At 44.3% G+C, this 16,377-nt stretch carries 19 protein-coding genes; 1 reads left to right on the top strand and 18 read right to left on the bottom strand.

What is annotated here, in order from left to right:
* Window positions 1-2: 2 nt before the first annotated feature.
* The 8 genes from E7L17_RS03425 to E7L17_RS03390 form a co-directional block, all read right to left on the bottom strand.
* Window positions 3-1,361 carry a carboxyl transferase domain-containing protein gene (locus E7L17_RS03425; RefSeq protein ID WP_316321862.1) on the bottom strand — a complete coding sequence of 453 codons (1,359 nt, stop codon included), beginning with the start codon at window positions 1,359-1,361 and terminating at the stop codon, window positions 3-5.
* Window positions 1,362-1,613: 252 nt separating this feature from the next.
* Complete coding sequence (locus tag E7L17_RS03420; protein ID WP_316321861.1) at window positions 1,614-2,426, bottom strand: pseudouridine synthase; 813 nt, start codon at window positions 2,424-2,426, stop codon at window positions 1,614-1,616.
* 29 nt (window positions 2,427-2,455) lie between these two features.
* Window positions 2,456-3,607: a D-alanyl-D-alanine carboxypeptidase family protein gene (locus E7L17_RS03415; protein WP_316321860.1), complete on the bottom strand. Its 1,152-nt coding sequence runs from the start codon at window positions 3,605-3,607 to the stop codon at window positions 2,456-2,458.
* Window positions 3,608-3,709: 102 nt separating this feature from the next.
* Window positions 3,710-4,138, bottom strand: coding sequence for a GerW family sporulation protein (gene ytfJ / locus E7L17_RS03410; RefSeq protein WP_316321859.1), 429 nt, complete (start codon window positions 4,136-4,138; stop codon window positions 3,710-3,712).
* 37 nt (window positions 4,139-4,175) lie between these two features.
* Window positions 4,176-4,835, bottom strand: a complete 660-nt coding sequence (locus E7L17_RS03405; RefSeq protein ID WP_316321858.1) for a DUF2953 domain-containing protein — start codon at window positions 4,833-4,835, stop codon at window positions 4,176-4,178.
* A gap of 15 nt (window positions 4,836-4,850) precedes the next feature.
* The gene (gene scpB / locus E7L17_RS03400; protein ID WP_316321857.1) at window positions 4,851-5,417 is read right to left on the bottom strand and encodes an SMC-Scp complex subunit ScpB; all 567 of its coding nucleotides are present in this window, start codon (window positions 5,415-5,417) and stop codon (window positions 4,851-4,853) included.
* Window positions 5,408-6,124 carry a segregation and condensation protein A gene (locus E7L17_RS03395; RefSeq protein ID WP_316321856.1) on the bottom strand — a complete coding sequence of 239 codons (717 nt, stop codon included), beginning with the start codon at window positions 6,122-6,124 and terminating at the stop codon, window positions 5,408-5,410. The genes scpB and E7L17_RS03395 overlap by 10 nt, the downstream gene beginning before the upstream one ends.
* A 2-nt stretch (window positions 6,125-6,126) precedes the next feature.
* On the bottom strand, window positions 6,127-6,828 hold the full coding sequence (locus tag E7L17_RS03390; RefSeq protein ID WP_316321855.1) for a site-2 protease family protein: 702 nt from the start codon (window positions 6,826-6,828) through the stop codon (window positions 6,127-6,129).
* A 351-nt stretch (window positions 6,829-7,179) separates the two neighbouring features.
* Between E7L17_RS03390 and rpmB the strand changes: the two genes are divergently transcribed.
* A complete protein-coding gene (gene rpmB / locus E7L17_RS03385; protein ID WP_074432602.1) occupies window positions 7,180-7,368 on the top strand; it encodes a 50S ribosomal protein L28 in 189 nt (62 codons plus the stop codon).
* Between the two features lie 280 nt (window positions 7,369-7,648).
* Here the strand turns inward: rpmB and plsY are convergent, their stop codons facing one another.
* The 10 genes from plsY to hisH form a co-directional block, all read right to left on the bottom strand.
* Window positions 7,649-8,368 (bottom strand): glycerol-3-phosphate 1-O-acyltransferase PlsY, encoded by a 720-nt coding sequence (gene plsY / locus E7L17_RS03380; protein WP_316321854.1) that lies wholly within the window; start codon window positions 8,366-8,368, stop codon window positions 7,649-7,651.
* A 15-nt stretch (window positions 8,369-8,383) separates the two neighbouring features.
* Window positions 8,384-9,706: a ribosome biogenesis GTPase Der gene (gene der / locus E7L17_RS03375; protein WP_085833426.1), complete on the bottom strand. Its 1,323-nt coding sequence runs from the start codon at window positions 9,704-9,706 to the stop codon at window positions 8,384-8,386.
* Between the two features lie 337 nt (window positions 9,707-10,043).
* Window positions 10,044-10,226: a 50S ribosomal protein L32 gene (gene rpmF / locus E7L17_RS03370; RefSeq protein WP_085833427.1), complete on the bottom strand. Its 183-nt coding sequence runs from the start codon at window positions 10,224-10,226 to the stop codon at window positions 10,044-10,046.
* A 26-nt stretch (window positions 10,227-10,252) separates the two neighbouring features.
* A complete protein-coding gene (locus E7L17_RS03365; protein WP_316321853.1) occupies window positions 10,253-10,747 on the bottom strand; it encodes a DUF177 domain-containing protein in 495 nt (164 codons plus the stop codon).
* 64 nt (window positions 10,748-10,811) lie between these two features.
* On the bottom strand, window positions 10,812-11,555 hold the full coding sequence (locus E7L17_RS03360; protein WP_316321852.1) for a F420-0--gamma-glutamyl ligase: 744 nt from the start codon (window positions 11,553-11,555) through the stop codon (window positions 10,812-10,814).
* 113 nt (window positions 11,556-11,668) lie between these two features.
* A complete protein-coding gene (locus E7L17_RS03355; protein ID WP_316321851.1) occupies window positions 11,669-12,085 on the bottom strand; it encodes a hypothetical protein in 417 nt (138 codons plus the stop codon).
* Window positions 12,086-12,157: 72 nt separating this feature from the next.
* The gene (locus tag E7L17_RS03350) at window positions 12,158-13,498 is read right to left on the bottom strand and encodes a glucose-6-phosphate isomerase (RefSeq protein WP_316321850.1); all 1,341 of its coding nucleotides are present in this window, start codon (window positions 13,496-13,498) and stop codon (window positions 12,158-12,160) included.
* 114 nt (window positions 13,499-13,612) lie between these two features.
* Window positions 13,613-14,752: a D-alanyl-D-alanine carboxypeptidase family protein gene (locus E7L17_RS03345; protein ID WP_316321849.1), complete on the bottom strand. Its 1,140-nt coding sequence runs from the start codon at window positions 14,750-14,752 to the stop codon at window positions 13,613-13,615.
* Window positions 14,753-14,980: 228 nt separating this feature from the next.
* Window positions 14,981-15,739, bottom strand: a complete 759-nt coding sequence (hisF, locus tag E7L17_RS03340; RefSeq protein WP_316321848.1) for an imidazole glycerol phosphate synthase subunit HisF — start codon at window positions 15,737-15,739, stop codon at window positions 14,981-14,983.
* Window positions 15,739-16,377, bottom strand: a complete 639-nt coding sequence (gene hisH, locus E7L17_RS03335) for an imidazole glycerol phosphate synthase subunit HisH (protein WP_316321847.1) — start codon at window positions 16,375-16,377, stop codon at window positions 15,739-15,741. The genes hisF and hisH overlap by 1 nt, the downstream gene beginning before the upstream one ends.

Below are 16,377 nucleotides of genomic sequence, written 5' to 3'. Positions count from 1 at the left end.
ATTTACATTGGAATGTTGCTGTGCTTTTTCGGCAAGGTAGAAACACGCTTACCAGCCAGCATTTCCAAGTGAGAAACCAGTTTTTGTCTGGTTTCTTCCGGAAGAATAATATCTTCCACATAACCGTCAGCTGCGGCAGCAAACGGTGAAGCCTGAGTCGTTTTATAGTCTTCAATCAGTTCTTTGCGCTGCTCAATTGGATTCTCAGAACCAACAAGCTCATTGCCAGACTGGAACAAAGCCGCAGCAGCAGGAGAAATGGGAGATACTACGGCACTCGTCCATGCCATTGTAATATCTGCATTTGCGCCTCGACCGGCAGTAGCAATATAGAAAGCGCCTACTGCCTGGCCAGAAATAACTGTGATTTTAATTGTGGTAGCCTCAGAATACGCAGCGGAAAGCTTTGCAGCCTCACGCAGAGAAGCAAACTTGTCTGCATCCACAATCGTGATAAGGGGCAACGAAAACGCATCGCAGAAGCGCACAAAACGTGCAGCCTTTGAGCAGCAGTAAGAGCCAACGATTCCGCGATAAGAAATTACACCAACAGAGGCACCATTAATAAGAGCCAAGCCGGTAATTGCAGAAGTACCATACTCGGGGCTGAACTCCATAAAGCTATCGTCATCCACTACCGCAGTGATAATATCGGTAACTTTTGCGCCTTCCTGCAACTCAGAACCACTGCAAACACCGAGGGTATCTGCTTCGGGGGCAAGAGACAGGTTATTGGAGGGCAGGCGGCTAACCAGCTTGCGGGCGCGCTCAATTGCCTCTTCCTCTGTCTTTTCTACCCAGTGGGCTAGTCCTAGTTTAGCGGCGGCCTTTGCCGAGCCATCTTCATCTGCTGTTTCAACGGTAAAGGTAGCCTTTTCCGCCATAACTACAAAATCAGCACCTGCCGCAATGAGTGCGGAAGTTCCTACGCAGGGACCAACCACAACAGAAATTTGAGGAACCACGCCAGAAAGGTTGTTGCTTTTCAGCAAAATCTCACCATATGCTGCGAGCAGCTCTGCTCCTTCATTTAAATGTCCACCAACGGAATCATAGATTCCTACAACCGGTGTACCGGTTTTCAGCGCCAGATCATACAGTTTACGAATCTTGTATGCTTGCGCTTTGGACATTGCTCCTCCGTCCACTTCGCTGTCTTGAGCAAAAACATAGACGGGCATTCCGCTGACACAGCCAAAGCCTGTTACGACCTCCGCTGCATGGTCTGCAGATTTTGCATAAGCATCCAGTTCCTGAAAGGAGCCTTCGTCTACCAAGAGAGATATACGCTGATATACTTTCTTACTCCCAGCAGCATCGCGAGCGCTTTGTAGCAATTCTTTATTGCCGACAACACTCATGTTTTCGTTCCTCCATTCCTTTGCAATATACTAAATTTTTCACGTTACTGATCATACAGATGACTTTGAACTTCGCCCAAAATCGTTCTTCCCTCTCCGAAAAAGCGAAATTGAATTCACAATCCTGCAATCAATACTTGGTAATTATTATACTGTATTCCCAGGGGAATAACAAGACAAAACACACAAAAAATTCAATTACAATAAGGAAAAAACGGAATGTTCATAGGAAGAACCATTCCGTTTTTATTATTATTTATGAGAAGAATATCTTGGTTTATGCTTAACGGCGGGCTTTACCGAAGTTTTAGAATGCGCAAGCTCTATTTCTGGTGCTTTCTCTTCTTTTGCTGCCGCCAACAACCGTTTTACCTCATCTCCAGTCAGGTTTCTCCACTGTCCCGGCTGAAGCATTCCAAGCTTTACCGGGCCAATCGCAATGCGCTTGAGCCGGGCAACATCCAGCCCTAAGGCTTCACACATTTTGCGAATTTCGCGGTTACGGCCTTCATACAAAACAATTTCAAGAACAACACGGCCGGGCTCTTGCGATACAATGCGAACATTTGCGGGTGCTGTTTTCTGTCCGTCAATCACAATACCAATAGCAATCTGCGTTAACTGGTCTTCTGTTACACTCGGGCGAACCGTAACACGATATGTTTTTGGAACATGCTTTGACGGGTGCGTAATTGCGTTTGCAAATGCACCATCATTCGTCATAAGAAGCAAACCTTCCGACTCTCGGTCGAGTCGGCCTACCGGGTAAACGCGCTCCGGTATTTCACTTACCAGCTCTGCAACACATTTACGCTCCATCTCGTCACTCATTGTTGTAATAAACCCTCTGGGCTTATGGAGCATCACATATAAGTTTTTAGAACGCTTAACGACATTGCGCCCATGTACCGAGACTTTATCTTTGTGTACATCTACCTTATCGCCTATTTTCGCTACCATTCCATTTACACGCACAGCGCCAGCGGCAATCATTTCCTCCGCTTTTCTGCGAGAAGCAATGCCGCTGTCAGCGAGCATTTTTTGTAGTCTTACGTCTTTTGCCATAAATTACTTCCTTCTGAGTTTCCTATTTATTAGAAAATCGATTTGATTCTGTCCCATATTTTTTCCATCTTGGTTTTTTCCGGTTGGTGTATTTCTATCGCCTGCTCTGCTAAGAGCGGAGCTTCGGCTATCACTTTTCCATCCAGTAAATACTTTACGGAGCCGAGCATTTCCCCTTCACGTACTGGAGCATATACAAAGTGAGGCAGTTCAACCCGCTGCTCAATCCTATTTATATCATCTTCCATAACGGAAACATCCTCTACTAGACCGGCAGTGACTAAAACATTTTCTGCCTTACCACCCACAACCGGTATTGTATAACGCAAATCCGTTGTATTCGGTGTAAAGGGTTGCAGTTTTGAAAAGCCATAATCATAGAGCTTGATATGGTCATCCCAATCATTTGGAGCATTGAGTGTAACCGCCACAAGACGCACACTTCCGCGCTGCGCTGCACTGACCAAGCACCGACCAGCTTTTTTGGTAAAGCCAGTCTTTATTCCAATACTGTCTGGGTACAGGCTGAGCAACCGGTTATGGTTGCCATAGCGAATGGTTTGCTCTGGATTCACAAATTTAACTGTCATTTGTTTTTGCGATACAATACTGGCAAAACGACTGTTATTGAGCGCTTCCGCACCCAAAAGAGCCATATCGTACGCCGTAGAATAATGCAGCTCTGAATCCAGACCCGACGGCGTTACAAAATTGGTGTTCTTCATTCCAATTTCTTTCGCACGAGCATTCATAAGCTTTGCAAATTCGGCAGAGGTTCCCGCCATTGCAATTGCCGCTGTGTTCGCCGCATCATTGCCTGAGACCATCATCATGCCAACTGCAAGATCACTCAAATGAATTCGATTGCCGGGCATTAGACCCATTGAAGAGCCTTCCACACGAACCATTTCATCTGTAACGGTTACAACGGAATCTTTTACTTCTGATCGCTCCAAAGTCAGCAAAGCGGTCATGATTTTTGTAGTGCTGGCCATAGGCAGCCGAAGGGAATCCTGCTTTGCATACAATACCTTACCGCTGTCTGCATCAATGAGCACCGCTGCTTTGGCAGAAACCACAGGCATGCCAGTTTTTTGTTCTTGAGTTTCTGCAGATACTAAGGGGAAAACCGAAAGCATGAACACAGAGGCGGTCAGCACCGCAATTACCTTTTTTACCAATCATATCACCCACCTGCTAATCTATAAAGAAAGCCACCAGAAAGAACAAATAAATAAAACCTGTCTGTGGCAATCATATGCAGGTGAGCTACGGTTTAGTAGTTAGATTTGTGGATCGTCCAGTTTAGTTGACGAAGTGGACGACGCAGCCTTTTTCGCTTTTTTCTGGCCTATCATATCGTTCACTTTATCAAACACTTCAGGCACCATACCAATTACACGGTCTATAGAACCATGGTAAGGGTCAACCTGCATCATACGTACAACTCCGCCGCTGATTGTAAGGAAAGCAACCGGCTGAATGGTAATACCCGCAGCGGCACCGCCGCCGAACATATTCTTCTCCCCAACGGTTTTCACCGGAAGGTCGGAGCCGCCGGAGCCAAAGCCATACGAAATTTTAGAGACCGGAATAATGATGGTTCCATCCGGTGCGGTAATCGGGTCGCCAATAATCGAATTTACGTCTACCATTTGCTTAATTTTTTCTAATGTAGTATCCATCATACCTTGAATAGGATGTTCGCTCATTTTATTACACCGCTCTTTCTGTTGTCGTTCTTATTTTTTATAACTTTTCTGCCGCTTTACCGGCAATTTTATTCTGGTTATTTTCTTTCTTTTGGCGGAGAACCATTTTAACATATCGCAACAGTGCATACAACCCTGCGGCAACGATAAATACCAATCGAACGCTGCCATTCATGTGCATTTGTGCCGATAACTCTTCCTCATTAAAATTGGGAGTAATACGCACATCATAGTGCTTGCAGTGAAAAGCGGTAACCAAGGTTCCCGCAGCAGGGTAAACAAGCCCGCTTACCGTGCCGTAGAGCACCGCCGTCTCAGCAGCATCCTCCGCACCAAGTCTTACGTGAATTTTCAGCTCGTTTAAATAGAAGTGAGAAAAGATTCGCTTCGCCACACCAGTGGCAATGGAAGCCAGCTCAGAAAGAAAATGTAGGAAGCCCGCAAATCCTCGTTCCTTTATTATATCCCGCAGAGACTGCTTTTTCTCTGGTTCGTCTTTCTTTTTCTTATCTTTTTTCTTTTTGTCGGCCTCTTGTTCGGGTACTTCTTCTGTTGGAAAGAGATATTGAAAAAATAAATACTTTATTTCTCCTGAAAAACCGTTTTCCATTTCAAAAAGCAAACTGATTTTCACTCGAACCGCAAGTAAGAGCGCCAATACACCAAGAAGACCTAGTATTACCCAAACCCAAGCCATTGGCGCACCCCCTTTTTATGCTTTCATCGTATTTTCAGCGGCTTCTAAATCTTCTTCCGTTTCTTCCTCATTGTTTTGGGGCAAAGGAGGAAGATCACGTAAAGAAGAAAGATTCATACAACGCAAAAAGTTGGAAGTTGTACCATAGAGCAGCGGGCGCCCGGGCAAATCCAGTCTGCCGCGCTCTTCTACCAGCCCTTTTTCACACAGGTTCGAAATAACGCCGGAGCTATCCACTCCGCGTACTTGTTCCACAAACGCTTTGGTAACCGGCTGTTGGTAAGCAATTACCGCTAGCACCTCCATGGCAGCTTGTGAAAGAGGAGCATTTCGCCTTAAATCCAGTGTGCGCCGTACGGTTTCTCCATATTCATCCACACTGCACATTTGGTATTGATTTTCTAGTTGTATTATTTGAATGCCTTTTGCAGACTGATTAAATGTGTCCATTACACTCTTCATTAATTTTGCAGCCGTATTGCGGTCTAGTTCCAACGCTTCTGCTATTCGGTCCAGCGGTACAGCATCGCCGCTAGAAAACAGGATCGCCTCAATTGCTCCCTGTAATTTTTTTATTTCCATCGTTCCCCACCGCCAGTCAAGGTAATCGTCGTTCCGTTTTCTTCCTCCTTCACCTGAACACGGTGGTTTTTCACCAGCTCAAGTACCGCTAAAAAGGTTGCTACTAAATCAGTTTTCTGCCGACTTTCGCTAAGAAGGTCATAAAACGGCATGCTGCGTTTCTTCCACAAGTGGCGCAGCACAAAGATAATCCGTGAAGCAACGGATACCGGCTTACGTGTAACAATCCCCTCAAAGGATTTTGCCGGGGGTGGCAAAAAGCGCTTGCCCCTCCCCGCTGCACTAAGGTATGCTGCAACAAGCTCGTCCGGATTGTGAGAGCGGCTATACGCACGCTCCGGCGGCAAAGGTGCCGGCTCACGCACAAACGAATCGCGGGTAAAGAGCTCCGCTAATTGTAATGCGGTGCGCTTCCATTCCTGGTATTCCATTAATTGCCCGGCAAGTTCTCGCCGCAGCTCTTCTGCCTCTTCATTTTTTGGAAGAAGCGAAACGGTTTTTAAATAGACCAATCTCGCAGCCATCTCTAAAAACTCACTGGAGACTTCCATCTGCTCTTCCTGCATTTGCTCAATTTGCTCCATATACTGGCTGAGAAGCTCAGATATGGAAATATTGCAGATTTCAACCTTATTTTTAGAAATGAGCGCCAAAAGAAGGTCGAGAGGCCCATCAAATACGTCCAGATGATAGGACAGCTTTTCCATGTTTAAAAAAGACCAAGCAATTGGAACGGCAAAGCCGCCAACCACTGAATTGCCGATTGCACAACAGACTGCATGATACCCAGCGGCAAATCAAGCACGCCAAGAAACAAAAGCGCAAACAAAGCAATCATAATAAACTGCTGGTTCTGGTAATAGCGATACGTAGCACGGTCAGACATAAATGCTGTTACAATTCTGGAGCCATCCAGCGGAGGAAGCGGAATCAAATTAAATACCGCCAGCATGACATTAATGGCAATGTAATACTGAAAGAACACCGCAATACCAATCATAAGAGCTTGCGGTATGCTACCAATAAACAAATAGCAAATGTTCAGCAGAATAGCCCCCACCAAAGCGGCAAGAACATTGGAGACTGGCCCCGCCAAAGCGGTGATTGCCATGTCTCTTTTAGGATTTCTAAAATTGCGAGTATCTACCGGCACGGGCTTTGCCCAGCCAAAACCAAACAGCAGTATGGCAAGTGCACCGAGAGGGTCAATGCTTGCTAAGGGGTTAATCGTTAAACGCCCTTGGTAAGCCGCTGTATTGTCTCCAAGCTTTTTTGCCATCCACGCATGGGCATATTCGTGCATTGGTAGCACGCAAAAAATGATGACTAGAACCGCTAAAATCTGCATCACCAGGTTAATCATATTAATTGATTGGCCTCTGGAAATGGATTGAATTACTTGATAAAGCATTGTTACCGCCTTTCGCAGTATGGCAGCTAATTTCACTTTTGTTGTACATTCAGAAATCTGAGTACGAGGCTTTGGAATAAATAACTGAAAAAACGCTTCCAATTTAGAATGCAAAACATAAGCTACTGCCTATACGTAAAAGTGTATGATTTGTTAGCATTATAATACGTTTTCCAATAAAAGACAAGAGAATGTTCCCTTCTGTCATGTGCTGCAAACGCCTAAATAGCCCGTTTTTTGGTTGTTTTTTGCAATTCATGTGGAAATGAGTGAAAAAAAGCTTGCAATTCCCTTGTGGATTTGCTAGAATATTCTTCGTAGTTTAAAGCCCTTTAAAGGAGGTGCAGACACATGGCGAAGTGTGAGGTTTGTGGCAAGGATATTGCTTTCGGTATAAAAGTTTCTCATTCTCACAGACGTGCGAACAGAACTTGGAAGCCCAATGTAAAACGCGTAAAGGCAGTTGTTAACGGCAGTCCGAAGCGTATTTACGCCTGCACCCGTTGTTTACGTTCTAACAAAGTGACTCGTGCAGTTTGATAACGTAAAACCGGAGAAGTTTAGAGGAGCCTAAACCAGGTTCCTTTTTTCTTTTTTTATTACGAATGAATTCAAATTATAACACTCTTCTTTGCTGTATCGCAAGAAGAGTGTTTTCTTTCTATAATAATTAAATACTATATTATTCAATTATACAAAGATAAAAAAACACTCACCTTAATTATTAGGTTTTATTTTTAATAAAACCTAATAATTAATCAGAGTTACACCCGCATGTAAAAACCCACCGGCATAACCGGTGGGTTTTCTGATAACGAAATTATTCAGGAGGTAACGCTTTGCGAGAACGAAGGCTTACCTTCTTTTCTGAACCGTCTAAAATACGTTTTATATTCGCCCGGTGTTTTACAAATATAATACAACCAATAATAAAGGAAGAAATGGTTGCCACTACAACATAAGAAAGCGGCACCGTAGCACTGGAATGGTAATCGTAGAAATAAGTAAGAAAGAAGGTGGCGAAGGGATAAATTCCTGCACCGCACAACGAACCAAGAGAAACCATTTTAGAACAGATTACCGCAATAAAGAACGCTGCCCAAACAATTAAGGATACACGCCAGTCGATAATCATAATCATAGCAATGGAGGTCACTACACCCTTACCGCCACGAAAACCAAAGTACAGTGGGTAAATATGACCCAGAATACACACAATGCCCGCAATATATGCACCTGTTTGCTCTATCACCATTGGGTCAATCGCAGGAATCTGAAAAAAGTAGCTGAAAATAGCTCTGCCCGCAACAACAGCCAAAACACATTTTAGAAAATCACATAGAAAAGTCAATGCTGCTGCAAGTCTGCCCACAGAGCGGAGTACATTTGTTGCACCGGCATTCCCACTGCCCATTTGCCGAATATCGGTCTTTTGACCAAATAAGCGAGTAATTAAAATGGATGAGTTCACACTGCCTAGAAGATAAGCTACAAGTGCGGTTAAAAAAATTGCTAGAAAAATGTTTTGTAGATTCTCCAAAGAAAGCCCTCCCCCTTATTTGTCTCCGCGCTCCCGAACGATCATGCGAATCGGGGTGCCTTCGAGCCCAAAGGTTTCACGAATTCGATTCTCTAAATAGCGCTGATAAGAAAAATGGAATAAGTCAGCAGAATTAACAAAACAAATAAACGTCGGTGGCTTAACAGAAGCCTGGGTAATGTAATAAATCTTAAGGCGTTTACCCTTATCCGTTGGAGGCTGTACACGAGCCGTAGCTTGAGCCAAAATATCGTTCAGCACACCGGTGCTAATACGAAGGGCATTCATACTGGCAACGTGCTGAATCGTCTCAAAAAGTTTATCTACCCTTTGCCCTGTATGAGCTGAAATAAAAATAATTGGCGCATAGGACATAAAGGAAAAATCGTTTTCCAATTGCTTACGGTATTCTGCCATGGTATGGCCATCTTTTTCTACCGCATCCCACTTATTGACCGCAATCACACAGCCCTTGCCCGCTTCATGCGCACGGCCTGCTACCTTAGAATCCTGCTCGGTAAAGCCCACAGTAGCGTCAATCATAATAACGCACACATCGGAACGCTCAATTGCCATTTCGGCTCTTAAAATGCTGTAACGCTCAATGGAGTCCTCCACCTTATTCTGGCGGCGGATACCTGCAGTATCAATTAAAATGAAAGTTCCTGATTCATTTTCAATACGAGTATCAATCGCATCACGCGTGGTACCAGCAATATCGGATACGATACTGCGGTTTTCACCGGATACATAGTTAATTAGAGAAGATTTACCCACATTCGGTTTACCAATAACCGCAACACGGATAACCTCTTCCTCGTCCTCTTCCCCATTATCCTGCGGGAAGAATTCCACTACACGGTCGAGTAGATCACCCGTGCCATGGCCGTGAACGGACGAAACACCAACCGGCTCACCAAGCCCTAAATTATAGAATTCATAAAACTCTGGCGGGGGCTCACCAATTCTGTCGCATTTATTCACACACAGAATAACCGGTCTTCCGCTTTTTTGCAGCATGGCCGCTACCTCCATATCCGTTGCAACCACACCGGACTGAAGATCGGTAACCATTATAATAACATCCGCAGAATCAATCGCAAGCTGTGCCTGTGCACGCATTTGCGATAAGATAATATCCTTCGATTCAGGCTCGATACCGCCCGTATCAACTAGGCTAAATTTATGATTGATCCATTCGCAATCACCAAAGATACGGTCTCTGGTAACGCCGGGAGTATCCTCTACTATAGAAAGGCGCTGGCCAATCAGCTTATTAAATAATGTGGATTTTCCCACATTCGGCCGGCCAACAACCGCCACAATTGGTTTGATCAAATTGCACTTCCTCCTAATGCCGCACAGTGCGGCTCTTATCTGAATAATTCTAAAAACATTATTCTTTTAACACGTTTGATTATGGCATTTAATTGGCGATTCGTCAAGTAATTCTGCCATAAAAACGTGAAAACACTTCCCTTGTTTTGTGTCGTATTACACCCATTTAAAACAGTTTTACCACTGCACTTTTATGGTCATAGCTAGAAATTTTTATTATTACACTTTTATAAATACTACTATACTCAATAAATCATGCACAATACAGGGATTTTCGGCCAGAAAAAAACAGAGAAGGATCTCTCCTTCTCTGTTTTCCGCGAAAATGTAAAAGAAATCAAGCTTCTTTTTTCAAAACTTCTCTGCCGTTATAGGAACCGCAGCTACCGCATACTCTGTGAGACAGTTTGTACTCACCGCATTTGGGACATCTTGCTAGAGCGGGGGCGCTCAGCTTCCAAACATTGGAACGTCTCTTATTCTGTCTTGCGCTAGATAATTTTTTCTTTGGTACCGCCATTACCAGCACCTCCTTATATGTTTAAATTAATCTATCAGTTGTTTCAGAACCGCCAAACGAGGGTCTGTCTGCCGGGAAACACATTGGCACATCCCCTGATTCCAGTTTTGTCCACATTGCGGGCAAAGGCCCTTACAATCGGAAGAACACAAGAATCTGGTGGGCAGCTCCAACAAAATATCCTCCCTCAGCAGCGCATCCAAATCCAAACGATTATCTTCTGCCACAACATATACGTCGTTATCATCATTGGTTAGGGATGACACAATAATATGCGAGAAAGAAATATCATAATGGGTGCGGAACTCTGTTGTACAGCGGTCACAAGGAATTTCAAAATCAAAAACTACCCGGGCATCCAACTTAGCGGCGCCCGCATGACTTTGAACCGTTCCTGTCACCGCAACGGGGGAAGTAAACGGATGACACCCGTTTACAGTGGTAGAGGACAAAGACATTTCGTAAGAAAACGGTAGATTTTCACCGTCACTTAGCATGATCTTTTTCAGCTCAAGAATCATATCAATTACCTCGACACTACAATATGCTATTATATCGACTTGCTTCTCTTTTGTCAACAAGAAATCAGGATAAATCTGCTTTTTTTATCAAAATCAGCGGAGTTAACTCATCTGATTGTCCTGCGGGGTTGTCCTTAATCATTGCGATTAAATCTTCATCCGGCACCGTTGCCAACGTATCTGATTTACCAAAGATAACAACGCTTAAATCATTGGCATCCACCAGTAAGCAGTCTATCCCCAGCTCTTGCTGAATATCGTTACAAACTTTAACGGGTTCTTTGGGGTTCAGCAAGGCCAAATCGTGGTAGAGCTCAAAGGAAGACCCCATGTAGAAGCCATCAATTCCATCTATACCATGCCCTGCAATTTTATAGAACACACCGCGAACTCCAAACAGCTTTGTTACTGCGGAACAAAAAGATGCTAATAGAATGCGTGGCAAGCCCGCCAGGTTAATCGCAAGCTGAAGCTTATAAGGCTCGTCCATTGCAATGCCATGATTATTGGAAGAAGCAAAGCGGGATAATAACCGTGCCCAAAAGCCGATTTTTACATCTTTTTTTTCTACCACGTTGTTCTGGCACATCGAAATAATCTTTTCGCTCAAAGACAAAATATCTCCGGGCTGATATAAGGGCAGAACGTATTTTCTTACCAGCTCCACATAAGACTCGCCGCGCTGTACAAAGTGCGTTTGAATCGCGTAGCGCTGGTATTCCTGACCGTTTACCATAACAGAGTCACGCACGAAATAAGCAATTCCGTTTTCCTCACGTTTGGCTTCCGGCAGATTTCTAAACGACATAACAGATGATCTCCTCGCTGTCTTTTTGCACAAAAGCGCTGCCGGCAGCAAACACTGCCAGCAGCCCTACTTTTACAATACTGACATTTTAAAAAGTAACGGATTCGAACAGATTAAATTTCAGCAATTTCTGCATTAATGCCTTCGGGAAGCTCGTTCTGATTTAAAGATACGGAAAGAAGGATTTTGGTATTGGCCAGTTCAGACAATGCGTTTGCCTTCTCAACCAGAGAAGCCAGAGCCGCAGTATCGGAACCGATGATTTTCAATGTGGAATCAATATAAAGGTCGGTCACATCATAATTTCCTGCACAAATACCGCTAATGAAACCGTACAAGCCATCCATGCCCTGTACTCCATAAGCATCAATGTCAACTAATCTGGCTCTGTGGGAGATATCGTAAGTGAGCTTGAGCCCCTTTTCAATTACTACCACGTTACCGTCGGATTTTTTAACAGCGGCATTTGCCATTTCAATGAGTTTTTTTGTCTTTCCGGAACCTTTTTTACCAATGATGAGAGTGACCATATCAAAACTCCTCCTGCTATTTTTTAGTATTTCCGCAAAGAGCGGATTTCAATCCTGAAAGAAAAGATTCTTTCAATGTTTTAGACGAGCCTCCAACGTAGCCTGTTCAGCCTCATACCCTGGTTTGCCCAATAGAGCAAACATATTTTTCTTATAGCTTTCCACGCCAGGCTGGTCAAATGGATTAACCCCTAGCAGGTAACCTGAAATTGCACATGCTTTTTCAAAGAAATAAATGAGTGCGCCAAGTGATTTCTCTGAAAAATCTGGTACACGAAGCACAATGTTGGGAACACCGCCGTCAACATGAGCCAGAACCGTTCCTTCAAAGGCCTTTTCGTTCACATAAGACATTGTTTTCCCTTGAAGAAAATTCAGTCCATCAACATTTTCCGGGTCGTTGCCAAGTGTGATTTCTTGCTTTGCGTGCTCAAACAGTACCACCGTTTCTAAAAGAAGGCGGCGGCCGTCCTGCACGTATTGACCCATTGAATGCAAATCGGTTGAGAATATAACGGAAGCCGGGAACAAACCTTTTTGATCTTTTCCTTCGCTTTCGCCATAAAGCTGCTTCCACCATTCACACATCATTGCAAAGCACGGCTCGTAGCTTGCAAGTAATTCCACTGTTTTTCCCTTTCGGTAAAACAGGTTGCGAATGGCTGCGTATTGATAACATGAATTTTGTTTTAAATCAGGATTCAAATACTCGTCTCTTGCCTGTAAAGCACCCTGCATCAATTCCGTGAGGTTTGCCCCGCATACCGCGATTGGTAGTAAACCAACAGCGGTAAGCACCGAATACCGGCCACCTACATCGTCAGGCACTACAAAGGTTTCGTACCCTTCCTGATCAGCCAGCTTTTTCAGGGTTCCGCGAGAATGGTCTGTTGTACAGTAAATTCTTTCGCGGGCGCCTTCCTTGCCATACTTTTTCTCCAGCAATTCACGGAATACACGAAACGCGATTGCCGGTTCGGTAGTGGTGCCAGACTTCGAAATCATGTTGATAGAAACGTCTTTCCCTTCGCAAATGGAAAGAAGCTCTGTAAGGGCGCTAGAGCTGATGCTGTTGCCGGCAAAATAAATATCCGGCGTATCTTTTGAAATGGAATTATAGTACGGAGATTTTAAAAATTCGATCGCGGCACGAGCGCCTAAATAGGAACCGCCAATGCCAATTACAACAAAAACATCGGTATTGGAGCGGATTTTCGCTGCCGCTGACTGAATACGTAAAAATTCTTCCTTATCATACTCACTGGGTAAATCTAGCCAACCAAGAAAATCGTTGCCAAGGCCGCTTTTAGAATGAAGCTGCTCGTGCGCAAGCTTTACCTGGGGCTCAATCGCTTCCAGTTCGCCTGAATTCATAAAACCGGACAGATGCTGTGCGTCAAGCTTTACAGACATGAATGCTACCTCCTGTCATTTTCTGAATCCTTTTGTTTATTTTACAATATCTTGGCAGTATTTGCAAGGCGGCGGCCGCAAGAATTTACGAATAATTTACGTTATGAACCTGATTTAAAAGGAGATCATCCCCATACAAAGCTTGCAGAATACCGAAAAGAACGTCATCTTTTCAACTGCAGATTTTGCTCGTATATCGTTCTCCAAAAGAGTTTCATCTCCCAATTTATACGTAATTTTACCTATAACCTGACCGGGCTCCACGGGGGCCTCAAGAGAATCTGATAATAGAATTTGGCTTACTACCTCAGATTCTTTTCCTTTCGGAACCAGCAAAGCAGGGTTATCTGCTGTTTCGGGCTCCACAAAAGACTGCATGCCGTTTGTTACAGGTACCTTTTGTAATTCGGGCTTTTCTGGCTTTGCCATCGACCAGTTTGCGAACCCGTAATCCAGCAGCTTTGCCGCGGATGAGAAACGGTCGTCGGTGGAAGAACTGCCCAAAACAACTGCAATCAGGCTTACCTGACCTCTTGTTGCAGAAGCGCTAATACAGCTGCCGGCTTTCCCGGTTGTTCCTGTTTTCAGGCCCGTAATTCCTTTATAACTTTTAATCAGCTTATTGGTGTTTACAAGCTGCGTTTTACCGTCTCTCACATGGTCAATCCACGTGAGTGTATATTCTTTGATTTTTTCATGCTTCAGCAGTGCGGCAGACATAAGGGCAACATCATTTGCTGAGGTAAGGTGGCCTTCCTCATCTAAACCGTTGCAGTTTTTAAATGTCGTATCCTCCATTCCCAATGCTTTTGCTTTCTCATTCATCATGCGCAAGAAATCATCCTCGGTACCAGCTACATGCTCTGCCAAGGCTACGGCAGCATCATTTGCGCTCATGATGACGGTTGCTTTAATCATGTCGTTAACAGACATGGTTTCCCCTTGTTGCAGCCAAATATCGGACCCACCCATAGAGGCGGCATGCGCACTAGCTGATACCATATCGGTCAATTTGATCTTGCCGGAATCAATTGCCTCCATTACAAGCAGTAAGGTCATTACTTTTGTGATAGAAGCTGCCGGGCGTTTTTCGTGGGAGTTCTTTTCATACAACACCTTGCCGCTATTTGCTTCCACAAGAACTGCCGCAGGAGCCTTTACCTCTGCGTCTGAAATCGCCATTGCAGGAGCCGCGGCGGAAATCAGGACACAGGCAGACAAAAACACAGAGATCGTTTGTTTTTTCCAATTCACCTTTCCTACACCTCCAGCATAGAAAACCGGTATACTCCGGTTTTTTTAGAATAAAAGTTTCACCTGTTCTCTGCAATTCACCTTGGGCAGAGAAACAGAACTTGGTAATTCTTATGCCGTGTCCGTCAAATCTATCCATAAAGCAGTAAATAATCAAGAAAAGAGAAAGGATTCCGTTTTTTCGGAATCCTTTCTCTCTATTTTAAGAACCGCACCAAAAGCAATTCGTTATAACCGAACCGGTATTCCCTTTTTATTGAGGTACTCTTTTAGCTCCGGAATGGTAATTTCTCCAAAATGAAATAATGATGCTGCCAGAACGGCATCTGCTTTTCCATCGGAAAAGGCATCATAAAAATCCTTTAGGCTGCCTGCTCCTCCAGATGCAATTACCGGTACACCAACCTGGCTGGAAATAGAGGCGGTTAGCTCTAGGTCGTATCCATCCTTTGTTCCATCACAATCCATACTTGTTAAGAGGATTTCTCCTGCCCCCAGCGAAACTGCCTGTTTTGCCCATTCAACCGCATTTATCCCTGTATCAATGCGGCCTCCATTCAGGTAGACCGTCCAACCGCCGGAGTTGGATTTTTTCGCATCAATGGCACAAACAACACATTGACTGCCAAACTTTTGCGCAGCTTCACGAATTAACGAAGGGTTTCGTACCGCTGCAGAATTAACGGAAACCTTATCAGCACCAGCACGCAGCATATGCGTAAAATCTTCTACCGAGCGAATACCGCCTCCCACTGTAAATGGGATAAAAATTCGTTCTGCTACCCGCTGTACCAAATCTACCATAGCACCGCGTTCCTGAACAGTCGCCGTAATATCGAGAAAAACCAGTTCATCTGCACCTTGTTTGTCGTACAGCACCGCCGCTTCCACAGGGTCGCCTGCGTCTCGTAAATTAACAAAGTTTGTTCCTTTCACGACACGCCCGTTATTTACATCCAGACAAGGAATAATCCGCTTGGCGTACATTAATATCTCCCCCTCTTTTTCTGGCCGGCTTGAGCAATTTTTGCAAAGTTTTTCAGCATTAGCAAACCCGCTTGACCACTTTTTTCCGGGTGAAATTGAGTGGCAAAAATATTCTCGTATTGCACAGAAGCATCAATCGTTACGCCATATTGCGTATGCGATGATACAATTTCACGTTTGGGGGACTGAAGATAAAAGGAATGGACAAAATAGACGTAAGATTGCTCCGCAACATCGGTAAAAAGACCGTACGGTTGGTCTAACGACAAGGAGTTCCAACCCATATGTGGAATCTTAAGTCCATCACCATTTGGTATACGGCTGATTTTCCCAGGAAATACAGAAAGCCCCTTTACACCGGGTGATTCTTCGCTTTCCTCAAACAAAAGCTGCATTCCTAAGCAAATTCCTAAAAATGGGCGTCCGCTCGCAATAAAATCCAGTAAAGGTTGGCAAAGCTTTGCTTGCTCTAAAGAGGCGGCGGCATCTCCAAAGGAGCCCACACCGGGTAAAACAACCGCTTGCGACTGAATCAGCTTCGCGGCATTATGGGTCACCTCCACCTCTGCACCAATAAAACGAAACGCATTTACAACACTTTTTAAATTTCCTGCTCCGTAATCTAAAATACAGATCAT

It is taken from the genome of Clostridium sp., from assembly GCF_032576335.1.
Classification (GTDB): Bacteria; Bacillota; Clostridia; order Oscillospirales; family Acutalibacteraceae; genus Faecalispora.
The sequence above is the reverse complement of the archived record's forward strand: the minus strand, read 5'-3'. Positions and strand labels throughout refer to the sequence as shown.